Raw genomic sequence first — 13452 nt, 5'->3', positions numbered from 1 at the left:
TCGCAGCCTACCCGGCTTACAAAACAAGGATCTGAAAAGTGAAGACAATCGTCATCTGCTCGGGCGGACTGGATTCGGTTTCTCTGGCGCACAAGGTTGCCGCCGAAAACGAACTGATCCGCCTGATCTCTTTCGACTACGGTCAGCGTCACCGCAAGGAAGTCGAGTTTGCCGCCCGCTGCGCGGAGCGGCTGGGCGTGCCGCATGACCTAATCGACATGAGCCATATCGGCAAGCATCTGTCGGGCTCGGCCCTGACCGATGACGTCGACGTGCCCGACGGGCACTATGCCGAAGAGAACATGAAGGTCACCGTGGTCCCGAACCGCAACGCCATCATGCTGGCCATCGCCTTTGGCGTGGCCGCCGCCAAACAGGCGGACGCCGTGGCGACGGCGGTGCATGGCGGGGATCACTTCATCTACCCCGACTGCCGGCCGGAATTCACCGAAGCCTTCGAGGTCATGCAGGCCAAGGCATTGGACGGATATGCCAATGTCAGGCTCTATACGCCCTTCGTTCACATCCCGAAATCGGCCATCGTGACCGAGGGCGCAAAGCACGGAACGCCCTTCGCCGACACCTGGTCCTGCTACAAGGGCGGCGAGACCCATTGCGGCCGTTGTGGAACCTGTGTCGAACGGCGCGAGGCGTTTCACATCGCCGGCATTGAAGACCCGACCGTCTATGCCGATCCCGAGTTCTGGAAAGCCGCGGTGGAGGGGCACTGATGTTCCGTATCACCAAGGAATTCCACTTCTCGGCCTCGCATCAGCTGTGCCACCTGCCCGACGACCACCCCTGCGCGCGTCTGCACGGGCACAATTACATCGTCGAGGTGGAACTGGCCGCCGAAGAGCTGGATGCAAATGGTTTCGTGGTGGACTACCGCGATCTGAAGCCGCTCAAGACCTATATCGACGAGGAACTGGATCACCGGCACCTGAACGACGTGTTCGGGCATGACATGGTCACCTCGGAGCGACTGGCGAAAGAGATCTTTGACTTCTGCAAGGCGCGCTGGGCGCAGACCAGCGCGGTGCGGGTCAGCGAGACGCCCAAGACCTGGGCGGAGTATCGGCCGTGAAACCGCTGCGCATCGCCGAGATCTTCGGCCCCACGATCCAGGGCGAAGGCGCCGTGATCGGGGTGCCGACCGTCTTCGTGCGGGCGGGTGGCTGCGATTACCGCTGCAGCTGGTGCGACAGCCTGCATGCGGTGGACAGCGCCTATCGCCATGACTGGACGCCGATGACCCCCGAACAGATCTGGGCGCAGGTCGAAGCCCTGTCCGGCGGCACACCCCTGACCGTGTCGCTGTCGGGCGGCAACCCGGCCATTCAGGATTTCGGCCCGCTGATCGCGCTGGGCAAATCCAAGGGTTATGACTTCGTGATGGAAACTCAGGGCTCGGTGGCGCAGGACTGGTTCCGCGAATTGTCCACCCTGATCCTCAGCCCGAAACCGCCCTCGTCCGGCGAAACCGTCGACTGGGCGCGGTTCGAGGACTGCATCGCCCGGGCTGAGGGCGCGCCCACCGTCATGAAGATCGTGGTCTTCGATGATGAGGATTACCGCTGGGCCCGCGCCGCGGCCGAGCGGTTTCCAGCGCTGCCGCTTTATCTGCAACCGGGCAACCACACCCCGCCGCCACCCGACGCCGAGGATGCCGAGATCGACATGGACGGGATCATGTCCCGCTATGAATGGCTGATCGACAAGACCCTCGGCGACCGCTGGTTCACCCCCACCATCCTGCCGCAGCTGCATGTCCTGATCTGGGGCAACAAGCGCGGCGTATGAGGCTCTAACAATGGCAAACCAAGACATCTATGCAAACCTGACCCAACTGGGCAGCAAGACCGACCTGCCGAACTCGCCCGAAGAGGCGGTGCTGGAGCGGGTGCCGAACCCGCAGGCCGGCACCGATTATGCCGTGCGCTTCACCGCGCCCGAGTTCACCTCGCTTTGCCCGCTGACGGCGCAGCCGGATTTCGCGCATATCGTGATCGACTATGTGCCGGGTGACTGGCTGGTGGAAAGCAAGTCGCTCAAGCTGTTCCTGGGTTCGTTCCGCAACCATGGCGCGTTCCACGAAGATTGCAGTGTCACGATCGGCAAGCGGCTGGAAGAGGTGCTGGAGCCGAAATGGCTGCGTGTCGGCGCCTATTGGTATCCGCGCGGCGGTATCCCGATCGACGTGTTCTATCAGACCGGGCCGGAGCTGCCGGGCGTGTGGATCCCCGATCAGGGCGTTCCCACCTATCGCGGGCGCGGCTGACCGCGTTACGAGGCCGCCCGGATCGCGCGCGGCGAGGTGCCGAACTCGGCGCGGAAGGCGCGGGTCATCGCGCTGGGGTCGTCATAGCCCGCGCGCAGGGCGATCTCGCCGATGGGCAGATCGGTCTCGGATACCAGCTTGCGGACCAGGTTCAGGCGCAGGCGGCGATAGACCTGCGCGGGGCTGGCCCCCAGATCGGCCCGCATCCGCGATTCCAGCGCCTTTTGCGAGCGGCCGACCCGCCGTGCGACCTCGGGGATGGGCAGGGGCGTTTCCAGATGTTCCTGCATCAGCGCCAACGCTTTGTTGACGAAGGCGCTGGCCGACCCGGCCCCGCCCATATGTGAACGGGCGGAATCGCGGGTCATGAACAGCTGCGCCACTTCCAGCGCCAGTGCCTGACCGTGATCCCGCCCGATCAGGTGCATCACCAGGTCAAACGCCGCCATCGCGCCCGAGCAGGTGATGCGGTCTCCGTCGATGACATAGCGTTCGCGGCAGGTTTCCACCTCGGGGAAGCGTTCCGAGAACCCCGTCAACTCCTCCCAGTGGATGGTCGCGCGATGGCCGTCCAGCAGCCCGGCTTCGGCCAGCAGCCAGCTGCCCGTGTCCATTCCGGCCATGATGGGGAACCGTTGCGCGGCGGCGCGCAGGCTGGCCTGCATGCGCCAGCCGCCGTGATCGCGAAAGCCATAGGATGGCATGACCGCCAGCAGGTCGCCGGACACGTTGCCGAGCCTGTCATGCGGCGACACCTGCAGCCCCGAGGATGAGGTCACCGGCCCCGCGTTCAGCGACAGAAACTGCCACTTGTAGAGCGTGCGCCCCGACAGCGTGTTGGCCGCGCGCAGCGGCTCGACTGTGTTGGCCAAACAGTGGTTCGAAAACCCGTCGAACAGCAACACGCCAAAATGCTGCATCGCAGAGGTCGATTTAGTCCATTTCTGCATATTAAATGTCTATTACTGCATGAAAATGCGCGCAAGACGGGTCAGGCTGTTCGCAACATCTGCACTTGGAGAACCGCTATGCAATTCGGTCTGTCCGAAGAACAGGAAATGATCGTCTCGACCGTCCGCAGCTTTGTGGAAAAAGAGATCTATCCCCACGAAGAGCTGGTCGAGCGCACCGGAGAGGTGCCGAAAGAGATCGCCGACGAGATCAAGCGCAAGACGATCGAGCTGGGCTTCTACGCCTGCAACTTTCCCGAAAGCGTGGGTTGCGCCGGGTTGAACCACCTGGAATTCGCGCTGGTCGAACGGGAACTGGGCCGCGGGTCGATGGCGTTGAACCATTTCTTCGGGCGGCCGCAGAACATCCTGATGGCCTGTCAGGGCGATCAGGTCGAACGCTATCTGATGCCCGCCGTGCGCGGCGAGAAAATGGATGCGCTGGCGATGACCGAACCGGGCGCGGGTTCGGATGTGCGGGGCATGAAGTGTTCCGCCGTTCGTGATGGCGGCGATTGGGTGGTGAACGGCACCAAGCATTTCATCTCGGGCGCGGAACATGCCGATTTCATCATCGTCTTCATCGCCACGGGCGAGGATCAGACGCCGAAAGGCCCCAAAAAGCGCATCACCGCCTTTCTGGTCGATCGCGGCACGCCGGGGTTCACCATCCGCGACGGCTACAAGTCGGTCAGCCATCGCGGTTACAAGAACATGGTGCTGGACTTCGACGACTGCCGCTTGCCTGACGCACAGGTGCTGGGCGAGGTCGATGGCGGATTCGAGGTGATGAACACCTGGCTTTACGCCACCCGCATCACCGTGGCCGCCATGTGCGTGGGTCGCGCGCGGCGGGCCTTCGACTATGCGCTGGACTATGCCGCCACGCGCGAACAGTTCGGCCAGAAGATCGGCAAGTTCCAGGGCGTCAGCTTTCAGATCGCCGACATGATCACCGAGATCGACGCCGCCGACCTGCTGACCCTGGCCGCTGCCGACCGGCTGGACAAGGGCCTGCCCGCCAACCGCGAGATCGCCTCGGCCAAGCTTTTTGCCTCGGAAATGCTGGCGCGGGTGACCGATGCGGCGATCCAGGTACATGGCGGGATGGGTCTGATGGATGACTATCCGCTGGAACGGTTCTGGCGCGATGCCCGGGTGGAGAGGATCTGGGACGGTACCAGCGAGATCCAGCGCCACATCATCAGCCGCGACCTGCTGCGCGCGTTGGGGGCATGAACGTGGCGCCGGGCCTGAACGGCGCGGCGGATGTGCTCACGCCGGGAAAACTCGCCGCGCTGAGGCGGATGCTGGTGTTTCGTTCGCTGGCGGTGATCGGCGGGGGCGCTTGGTGTGCCGAGGTCATCCGGCAGGTGCGGAAACTGGGGTTCACCGGTCCGGTCTGGCCGGTGCATCCCAAGGCCGACGAGGTGGCGGGCGAGCGCGTCTTTGCCACGATCGAAGACCTGCCCCAAGCGCCCGACGCGGCCTTTGTCGGCATCAACCGCCGCGCGACCATCGAGGCGGTCGAGTTTCTGTCCCGCATTGGCGCGGGCGGGGCTGTGTGTTTCGCCTCGGGCTTTACCGAGGCGCTGGCTGAGGATGCGGACGGGCCGGACTTGCAGGCGCAGCTTGTGGCTGCAGCGGGGGACATGCCGATCCTCGGCCCCAACTGCTATGGCTTCGTCAACGGGTTGGACCGGGTGGCGATCTGGCCCGACCAGCACGGGATGCGCCCGGTGGAGCGGGGCGTCGCCATTCTGACGCAAAGCTCAAACATCGCCATCAACATGACCATGCAGCGCCGGGCGCTGCCGCTGGCTTTCATGCTGACCTGCGGGAATCAGGCACAGTCCCACCAGGCCGAAATCGCCATGGCCCTGCTGGAGGATGACCGGATCACCGCCATCGGTGTGCATGTCGAGGGCTTTGGCGACCTGCGCAAATGGGAGGCGCTGGCCGCCCGTGCGCGCGAGCGCGGCGTGCCGATCGTGGCGCTCAAGGTGGGTCGGTCGGAACATGCCCAAACCGCAACAATCTCGCACACGGCATCGCTGGCAGGCGGTGATGCCGGGGCGCAGGCGTTTCTGGACCGGCTGGGCATTGCGCGTCTGGGCGATGTGCCAAGCTTCCTGGAAACGCTCAAGCTGTTCCACGTCGCCGGCAGGCTCGGCGGGAACGGCCTGAGCATGATCAGCTGTTCGGGGGGCGAAGCCAGTCTGGGAGCCGACATGGCGGTCGGGCGGGATCTGCATTTTCCACCGCTGACACAGGATCAGCGAAGAGAACTGCGCACGGCGCTGGGTCCGATGGTGGCGCTGGCAAATCCGCTCGACTACCACACCTATATTTGGCGCGACACTCAGGCGATGACGCGGGCGTGGAAGGGAATGACGGGCCCGGATGTGGCTCTGACACTGTCGATTGTGGACTATCCGCATACGGATGCCACCGACTGGGCCTGCGCAACACAGGCGGCGCTGAACTGCTCAAGCGAAACCGGCAGGCCCTTTGCCGTGGTGGCGACCCTGCCCGAGCTGATGCCCGAAGACGTGGCGCAAAAGCTGCTGGACGGTGGTGTGGTTCCCTTTGCCGGCCTGCACGAGGCGTTGGCCGCAGCCGAGGCAGCCGCCCGCCCGCTGCCCGAGCAGGCCGCGCCGGTCCAGTTGCCCGGTAATTGCGAGGCGGACACAACCTTGACCGAGGCCGAGGCGAAACAGGCGCTTGCCGAACACGGCCTGACGGTGCCGCGCAGCGTGGTCTTTCCGGCCGATCAGGCTGAAAAGGCGACACGCCACCTGACCGGCCCCTTCGCGGTCAAGGGCGTCGGGCTGGCGCACAAATCCGAACATGGCGCGGTTCTGCTGGGCGTGGAGGCGAGCGAAATCGCGGACGCCGCCCGCCGGGTGGGCACCGCCGACGTGCTGGTCGAGGAAATGGCGGCCCGCGGTGTTGCGGAACTGCTGATCGGTGTCACGCGCGATCCGGCGCATGGGTTCGTGCTGACCCTCGGCGCCGGGGGCGTCCTGACCGAGATCCTGCGCGATACCGTGTCGCTGCTGGTGCCCTCGGATCGTAACGCAACCCGGGCGGCGCTGGGCAAGCTGGCCTATGCCCCGCTTTTGGCGGGCTATCGCGGCAAGTCCGCAGCCGATCTCGAGGCGATTCTCGACGCCATCGACGCGGTGCAGTCCTATGTGATTGCCAATGCCGCCACTGTCAGCGAAGTTGAAATCAACCCCCTCATCTGCACCGCGACGGGCGCGGTGGCGGTTGATGCCCTGATCCGAAAGGCAAGCTCATGAACCCAGTGAAGACCAAACGCGACGGCGCCATTCTGGAAGTCACCCTGGACCGGCCCAAGGCAAACGCGATCGACTTGGCCACCAGCCGGGTGATGGGCGAAGTGTTCCGCGACTTCCGCGATGATCCCGACCTGCGGGTGGCGATCCTGACGGGGGGCGGAGAGAAATTCTTCTGCCCCGGCTGGGATCTGAAGGCCGCGGCTGAGGGCGATGCCGTGGATGGGGATTACGGGGTCGGCGGTTTCGGTGGCCTTCAAGAGCTGCGGGACATGAACAAGCCGGTGATTGCCGCCGTGAACGGGATTGCCTGCGGCGGCGGTTTGGAACTGGCCTTGAGTGCCGACATGATTCTGGCGGCCGATCACGCCACCTTTGCCCTGCCGGAAATCCGCTCGGGCACGGTGGCGGACGCGGCCAGCGTCAAGCTGCCCAAGCGCATACCTTACCACATCGCGATGGAACTGCTGCTGACCGGCCGCTGGTTCGACGCCGAAGAGGCGCATCGCTGGGGCTTGGTGAATGAGATCGTCCCGGCCGACCAGCTGATGGACCGTGCATGGGAGCTGGCTCGCCTGCTGGCCAGCGGCCCGCCGCTGGTCTATGCCGCGATCAAGGAGATCGTGCGCGAGGCCGAGGATTCCAAGTTCCAGGACATCATGAACCGCATCACCAAGCGGCAGCTGCGCACGGTCGATGTTCTCTATGGCTCCGAGGACAATCTGGAAGGCGCCCGCGCCTTTGCCGAGAAACGCGACCCGGTCTGGAAAGGGAAGTAGCGGCACACGAACTGGCCTGACGTCGCTCAGGCCTTTTCGAACAGCGCGATATAGGCGGTGTCGCCCTTGTTGGGGCCTGAGGCGAGGTCGCCGTAGATGCGGACCGGGGTCAGGGTCAGATGTTCCATCCGGCCCTCGGCCTGCAGATTGTCGAAGGCGGTTGCGAATCCCAGCGCCTCGAAGTGTTTGGCGTTGATCGACAGGGCGAATTGCGCCCCGGGCCGGGCCACCCGCAGCAGGGCGGGCAGAACCTCGGGGTCCAGATGGCCGTGGGTGAAGGTGCCCGACGATACGATGCCCGAATAGCTGTCACGTGGAACCGGGATGCCCTCATTCAGGTCAGCCTCGATCGCGTCGCGGTAGATGTCCTTGCGCATTGCCTTGTCTAGCATCTCGGCGCTGATGTCGGTGGCGTCGATCGGCCCCACGCCCAGATCGGCCAGAACCGCGCCGCACAGGCCGGTTCCCGCGCCCACATCCAGCACCGGGCCCTGTCCCCCGGCGCCGACAAAGGCGCGGGCGGTGTGGATATGCAGCTGGTAATCCTCGCGCGCGGCGAATCCGCGATCGTAATCTCCCGCCCATTCGGCATAGAGCCGTTTGTTGTCTGCCGGAGTTCTCAGCGCATAGGCCGCGTGCAGGCTGGGTTTGTCATCACTCATCACACCATGAAGGCGCAGGCGGAGATTCGAATCAAGTGCGTCCATCCGGCGCTTGCATCCCGCCCGCGGCGCGATCAACAAGGGGCCATGACTGGAACGCTTTTTTCATTCGGGCACGGCTATACCGCGCGCGCGCTGTCGCGCTGGCTGGCCCCCAAGGGTTGGCGCATCGTCGGAACCACCCGCGATGCCGCCGAGAAAGACGCCATCCGCGCCACCGGGGCCGAACCGCTGGTCTGGCCGGGCGAGGACCCCGATCTGAACGGGGTCACGCATCTGTTGATTTCGACCGCGCCCACGGCCAAGGGAGATCCGGTTCTGGTCGCCCTGCGGGATGAGCTCGCCGCCCGCGCCGGGCGGTTCGACTGGGTCGGGTACCTGTCGACCACCGCCGTCTATGGCGACCACCAGGGCGGTTGGGTCGATGAGTCCACGCCGGCGACCCCGACGGCCGAGCGCGGGCGCTGGCGGTTGCAGGCCGAGCAGGACTGGGCCGCAATTCCCGGCCTGCCGCTGCACATCTTTCGCCTTGCGGGCATCTACGGGCCGGGGCGGGGGCCGTTCTCCAAGCTGAAGAAAGGCGGGCTGCGGCGGATCATCAAGCCGGGGCAGGTGTTTTCGCGCATTCATGTCGAGGACATCGCACAGGTGCTCGAGGCGTCGATGCTCCGTCCCGATCCGGGCGCGATCTACAATGTCTGCGATGACGAACCGGTGCCGCCGCAGGACGTGATCGGCTATGCCGCGCAGCTTCAGGGCCTGCCGCTGCCGCCTGCGGTGGATTTCGATACGGCCGACCTGACGCCGATGGCCCGCAGCTTCTACAACGAGAACAAGCGCGTTCGGAACGACCGGATCAAGACCGATCTGGGCGTGAAGCTGAAATACCCCAACTATCGCGTGGGCCTTGAGGCGCTGCACGCGGATCAGGCGTTGAACGGCGACTGATCAGGCCACATCCGCCAGGATCATGTCGGCGGCCTTTTCCGCGATCATGATCGTGGGCGCGTTGGTGTTGCCTGAAACCAGCGTCGGCATGACCGAAGCATCGACCACCCGTAGCCCCTGCATCCCGCGCACCCGCAGCTGTGGATCGACCACCGCCATGTCGTCCACTCCCATCTTGCAGGTGCCCACGGGGTGATAGATCGTATCGGCCCGCGCGCGGATATGGCGCTCCCAATCCGTGTCGGTCCGGGCGGTGTCGGTGCCGAACATTTCCTTGTGGCGGTATTCGGCAAGGGCCGGAGCCTCGAGGATTTCGCGCGTCATCCGCGCGCCCTTGATCATTGTGTCCAGATCGCGCGGGTCGGACAGATAGGCCGGGTCGATCGCCGGGGCGGCAAAGGGGTCGGCGCTGTGCAGCGAGACGGTGCCGCGGCTTTCGGGGCGCAGCTTGCAGATATGGCAGCTGAACCCATAGCCCAGATGCAGCTTGCGCGCGTGGTCGTCCACCAGCGCGATGGTGAAATGCAGCTGGATGTCGGGGCGGTCCAGATCGGGAGAGGTCTTCAGAAAGGCGGCGCCTTCCGCAAAGGGGGTGGCAGCCATCGACACCCCGCTCTTGCGCCACCGCATGAGATGTTTGATCAGCCCCACCGTACCGGCGGCGCCGATGCCGAAATTGTCTGTGTCCTTTGTCTTGTAGGCCAGGATGAAATCCAGGTGATCCTGCAGGTTCTTGCCCACGCCTGGCAACGCGTGGCGGACGGCAATGCCATGCGGGGTCAGGTCCTCGGGGTCGCCGATGCCCGACAGCTGCAGCAGTTGCGGCGATTTCAGCGCGCCCGAGCAAACCAGAACCTCGCGCGTGGCGGTGACGGTGAGGTCGGCGCCCTTACTGCCCTGGCGATAGATCACGCCCGTGGCGCGGTGGCCGTCAAAGGTGATCTCGCGCGCCTGCGCCCCGGTGATGACCGTCAGGTTCGGCCGGTCCATGACTGGAAACAGATAGGCCGCGGCGGCCGAGCACCGCTCGCCGTTTTTGTCGGGGTCATGGAACTGGGTGACTTGGTACAGCCCCGCGCCTTCGTTGTCGCCGCGATTGAAATCGTCGGTCACCTTGTGTTGCAACTGGGCGGCGGCCTCGACGAAGGCGCGCGTGATCGGGCGTTCTTCTTTCTGGTCGGACACCTGAAGCGGGCCGTCGGCGCCATGCAGGTCATCCGCGCCGCGTTCGTTGTTCTCGGACCGTTTGAAATAGGGCAGGACGCTGTCCCAGTCCCAGCCCTCGCAGCCCAGATCGGCCCAGCCGTCATAATCCTGCCGTTGCCCGCGCACATAGAGCATCGCGTTGATCGCGCTGGATCCGCCCAGGGCCCGGCCGCGCGGCTGATAGCCCTTGCGGCCGTCCAGCCCCGGTTGCGGCACCGTCTCGAAGGCCCAGTTGTTGATCCTGGGTCGCCCCGGCAGCATTGCGACCACCCCGGCGGGCATTCGGACCAGAATGCCGTTTCCGCCCCCGCCCGCCTCAAGCAGGCAGACCCGCGTGCCCGGATTGGCGCTCAGACGGTTGGCCAGCACACATCCCGCGGACCCTCCGCCGACGATGACGTAGTCGAATTGCATGGCGATCCTCCCCTGTGGCCCGCGCGGTGTCGCGCGTCACAGCCCGCAGTTTGAAGCACCGGCCGCAAAAGGCAATCTGGGCGTTGGGGAACGCCGCGTCATGTGGATGGGGATCGGTTTGAAGGAACCCGGCAGAGCCATAATCAATATCTATCAAATCAATCCGAAAACAAAATTTTTTCTCATGGCTGGGATTTGCTATGACTCGGGGTATTCCAGCGGACTGCGGTCCGCCCCTTTTTGACGTGCCATTCGCACGGTTGCCTCGCAAACAGACTGACACCAGCCAGGATCGGAGATTGAGATGGACGGAAGCGACACCCCCAACACGGGCAAATGCCCCATCATGCACGGCGCCGGAACCCGATCGAACCGGGACTGGTGGCCCAACCAGCTGAACCTGTCGATCCTGCATCAGCACCAGCCGGCCAGCAATCCTCTGGGCGCCGATTTCAACTATGCTGACGCGTTCAAGAAGCTGGATTACCAGGCGCTCAAGCAGGATCTGTATGATCTGATGACGGATTCGCAGGATTGGTGGCCGGCGGACTATGGCCACTACGGCGGACTGTTCATCCGCATGGCCTGGCACAGCGCCGGAACCTATCGCACCGCGGATGGTCGGGGCGGGTCCTCGACCGGTTCCCAGCGGTTCGCGCCGCTCAACAGCTGGCCCGACAACGGCAACCTGGACAAGGCGCGCCGCTTGCTGTGGCCGATCAAGCAGAAATACGGCAACCAGATTTCCTGGGCCGACCTGATGATTCTGGCCGGCAACTGCGCCATCGAATCGATGGGCGGCAAGACCTTCGGCTTTGCCGGCGGCCGCGAGGATATCTGGGCGCCCGAGGAAGACATCTATTGGGGCCCCGAGGCCGAATGGCTGGCCACCAGCGATACCGAAGGCAGCCGTTATACCGGCGACCGCGAGCTGGAAAACCCGCTGGCCGCAGTGCAGATGGGCCTGATCTACGTGAACCCCGAAGGCCCCGACGGCAAGCCGGACCCGGTGGCCTCGGGCCGTGACATCCGCGAGACTTTCGCGCGGATGGCGATGAACGACGAGGAAACGGTGGCGCTGACCGCGGGCGGCCATACCTTCGGCAAGATGCACGGCGCGGGCGATCCCAGCCATGTGGGCCCCGAGCCCGAAGCCGCCCCGATCGAGGCGATGGGGTTCGGCTGGCTGTCCACCTTCGGCAAGGGCAAAGGGCGCGACACCATCACCAGCGGGCTGGAAGGTGCCTGGACCGCGAACCCGATCCGGTGGGACAACGGCTATTTCGACGTGCTGTTCAAATATGATTGGGAACTGGTCAAAAGCCCGGCCGGGGCTTGGGTCTGGACACCCAAGGACATCCAGCCCGAGGACATGGCTCCCGATCCGGAAGACCCGTCGAAGCGGGTTCCGATCTTCATGTCGACCGCCGACATGGCGATGCGGATGGATCCGATCTATGGCCCGATCTCGAAGCGGTTCCACGAGAACCCCGAAGAATTCGCCGATGCCTTCGCGCGCGCCTGGTTCAAGCTGACCCACCGCGACATGGGCCCCAAGATCCGGTATATCGGCCCCGAGGCGCCGGACGAGGAGCTGATCTGGCAGGACAACGTGCCGCCGGTGGATCATGACCTGATCGACGCGGAGGATATCGCCGATCTCAAGGCCCGGATTCTGGACAGCGGCTTGTCGATCCCACAGCTGGTCTCGACCGCTTGGGCGTCGGCCTCGACTTTCCGCGGCTCTGACAAGCGCGGAGGCGCCAACGGTGCGCGGATCCGGCTGGCCCCGCAGAAGGACTGGGCCGTGAACGAGCCGGAAAAGCTGTCCCAGGTGCTCTCGGTCCTCGAAGGCATCCAGGCAGCGTTCAACGCGGCGCAAAGCGGAAACAAGAAAGTGTCGCTGGCCGATCTGATCGTTCTGGGCGGGGCCGCCGCCGTCGAACAGGCCGCCGCTGCCGCCGGGCACAAGGTCGAGGTCCCCTTCGCACCGGGCCGCACGGACGCATCGCAGGAGCAGACGGATGTCGAATCCTTCTCGGTGCTCGAACCCATGGTCGACGGGTTCCGCAACTATCAGCGCCAGGAATACAGCGTCTCGCCCGAGGACCTGCTGGTGGACAAGGCCCAGCTTTTGACCCTGTCGGCGCCCGAGATGACCGTTCTGGTCGCCGGGCTGCGGGTTCTGGGTGCAAACCACGGCGGATCGACGCATGGCGTGTTCACCGACCGGGTCGGAGCGCTGAGCACCGATTTCTTCACCAACCTGCTGGATATGGGAATCGAGTGGAAACCTGCGGAGGACCAGCCGGGCGTGTATGAAGGCCGCGACCGGGCCACGGGCGACGTGAGATGGACTGGCACGCGCGTCGATCTGGTGTTCGGCTCGAATTCGCAACTGAGGGCGATTTCCGAGGTTTACGGGCAGGCGGATGCGGACGGCAAGTTCGTGTCTGACTTCGTCGCCGCCTGGACCAAGGTGATGAACGCGGACCGGTTCGACCTGGTCTGAGCCGCAGGTTCGCTGACCCATGGAGGCCGCCCCGATATTGATTGGGGCGGCCTTTTGTATTGCTGCGAATGCTCCGACCCATGTCCCGACAGCGGATTCCCACTGCGATTCCGCGCTGCGGCATCATTTGCGAAAGTTTCTCGGGGCGAAACGGGCGTACGGTTGGATGAAAGCTGCATGATGAAGTCGTTAATTAAATGTAATTTAATAGGAAAATCGTCATCTGAGAAAAAAATGGAAGTTTTTTGAAAATGGGTCTTGCAGGTCCCGGACCTAATCCGTAAATACCCCTTCACCGGCGCTGGTGAGGTGTTGGTGACGGGCTGGAGAGGCGGCCTGACGGACTGGAAAGACGGTTGTGACGCTCAGGAGAGACTGGGGCATCTTGAGGATTTGTT

Annotated in this window: 13 protein-coding genes; 10 read left to right on the top strand and 3 right to left on the bottom strand. The window is 64.5% G+C overall.

The window, feature by feature from the left end:
• Window positions 1-38 precede the first annotated feature (38 nt).
• From queC to queF, 4 genes are read left to right on the top strand one after another with little or no spacing between them, the layout of a single operon-like run.
• On the top strand, window positions 39-731 hold the full coding sequence (gene queC, locus AC2FMN_RS09470) for a 7-cyano-7-deazaguanine synthase QueC (RefSeq protein WP_496687700.1): 693 nt from the start codon (window positions 39-41) through the stop codon (window positions 729-731).
• Complete coding sequence (gene queD / locus AC2FMN_RS09465) at window positions 731-1087, top strand: 6-carboxytetrahydropterin synthase QueD (RefSeq protein ID WP_496683158.1); 357 nt, start codon at window positions 731-733, stop codon at window positions 1085-1087. The genes queC and queD overlap by 1 nt, the downstream gene beginning before the upstream one ends.
• Window positions 1084-1803 carry a 7-carboxy-7-deazaguanine synthase QueE gene (queE, locus tag AC2FMN_RS09460; RefSeq protein ID WP_496687697.1) on the top strand — a complete coding sequence of 240 codons (720 nt, stop codon included), beginning with the start codon at window positions 1084-1086 and terminating at the stop codon, window positions 1801-1803. Before queD ends, queE begins: the two co-directional genes overlap by 4 nt.
• A 10-nt stretch (window positions 1804-1813) precedes the next feature.
• Window positions 1814-2281, top strand: coding sequence for a preQ(1) synthase (gene queF / locus AC2FMN_RS09455; protein ID WP_068347314.1), 468 nt, complete (start codon window positions 1814-1816; stop codon window positions 2279-2281).
• 5 nt (window positions 2282-2286) lie between these two features.
• Here queF and AC2FMN_RS09450 read toward each other — a convergent pair whose 3' ends face one another.
• On the bottom strand, window positions 2287-3231 hold the full coding sequence (locus AC2FMN_RS09450) for a GlxA family transcriptional regulator (protein ID WP_496687694.1): 945 nt from the start codon (window positions 3229-3231) through the stop codon (window positions 2287-2289).
• A gap of 78 nt (window positions 3232-3309) precedes the next feature.
• On the opposite strand from AC2FMN_RS09450, the gene AC2FMN_RS09445 reads away from it, so the two are divergent.
• The 3 genes from AC2FMN_RS09445 to AC2FMN_RS09435 are packed head-to-tail and all read left to right on the top strand — an operon-like array spanning window position 3310 to window position 7312.
• Window positions 3310-4470 (top strand): acyl-CoA dehydrogenase family protein, encoded by a 1161-nt coding sequence (locus tag AC2FMN_RS09445; protein ID WP_496687692.1) that lies wholly within the window; start codon window positions 3310-3312, stop codon window positions 4468-4470.
• Window positions 4467-6536 (top strand): acetate--CoA ligase family protein, encoded by a 2070-nt coding sequence (locus AC2FMN_RS09440; RefSeq protein WP_496687689.1) that lies wholly within the window; start codon window positions 4467-4469, stop codon window positions 6534-6536. Before AC2FMN_RS09445 ends, AC2FMN_RS09440 begins: the two co-directional genes overlap by 4 nt.
• On the top strand, window positions 6533-7312 hold the full coding sequence (locus AC2FMN_RS09435) for a carnitinyl-CoA dehydratase (protein ID WP_496683145.1): 780 nt from the start codon (window positions 6533-6535) through the stop codon (window positions 7310-7312). Before AC2FMN_RS09440 ends, AC2FMN_RS09435 begins: the two co-directional genes overlap by 4 nt.
• A gap of 26 nt (window positions 7313-7338) precedes the next feature.
• Here the strand turns inward: AC2FMN_RS09435 and AC2FMN_RS09430 are convergent, their stop codons facing one another.
• The gene (locus AC2FMN_RS09430) at window positions 7339-7974 is read right to left on the bottom strand and encodes a class I SAM-dependent DNA methyltransferase (RefSeq protein WP_496687686.1); all 636 of its coding nucleotides are present in this window, start codon (window positions 7972-7974) and stop codon (window positions 7339-7341) included.
• 87 nt (window positions 7975-8061) lie between these two features.
• Here AC2FMN_RS09430 and AC2FMN_RS09425 point away from each other — a divergent pair, with 87 nt between their 5' ends.
• A complete protein-coding gene (locus AC2FMN_RS09425) occupies window positions 8062-8922 on the top strand; it encodes an SDR family oxidoreductase (protein ID WP_496687684.1) in 861 nt (286 codons plus the stop codon).
• Here AC2FMN_RS09425 and AC2FMN_RS09420 read toward each other — a convergent pair whose 3' ends face one another.
• The gene (locus AC2FMN_RS09420; RefSeq protein WP_496687681.1) at window positions 8923-10542 is read right to left on the bottom strand and encodes a GMC family oxidoreductase; all 1620 of its coding nucleotides are present in this window, start codon (window positions 10540-10542) and stop codon (window positions 8923-8925) included.
• On the opposite strand from AC2FMN_RS09420, the gene AC2FMN_RS09415 reads away from it, so the two are divergent.
• Both AC2FMN_RS09415 and katG read left to right on the top strand, forming a co-directional pair.
• Entirely contained in the window at window positions 10541-10786 is a 246-nt protein-coding gene (locus AC2FMN_RS09415; protein ID WP_490360091.1) for a hypothetical protein, read from the top strand. The two genes, AC2FMN_RS09420 and AC2FMN_RS09415, sit on opposite strands and share 2 nt — an antisense overlap.
• Before the next feature lie 60 nt (window positions 10787-10846).
• Window positions 10847-13054, top strand: a complete 2208-nt coding sequence (katG, locus tag AC2FMN_RS09410) for a catalase/peroxidase HPI (RefSeq protein WP_496687678.1) — start codon at window positions 10847-10849, stop codon at window positions 13052-13054.
• Window positions 13055-13452 lie beyond the last annotated feature (398 nt).

It is taken from the genome of Ruegeria sp. BHSC037, from assembly GCF_059613045.1.
The sequence above is the reverse complement of the archived record's forward strand: the minus strand, read 5'-3'. Positions and strand labels throughout refer to the sequence as shown.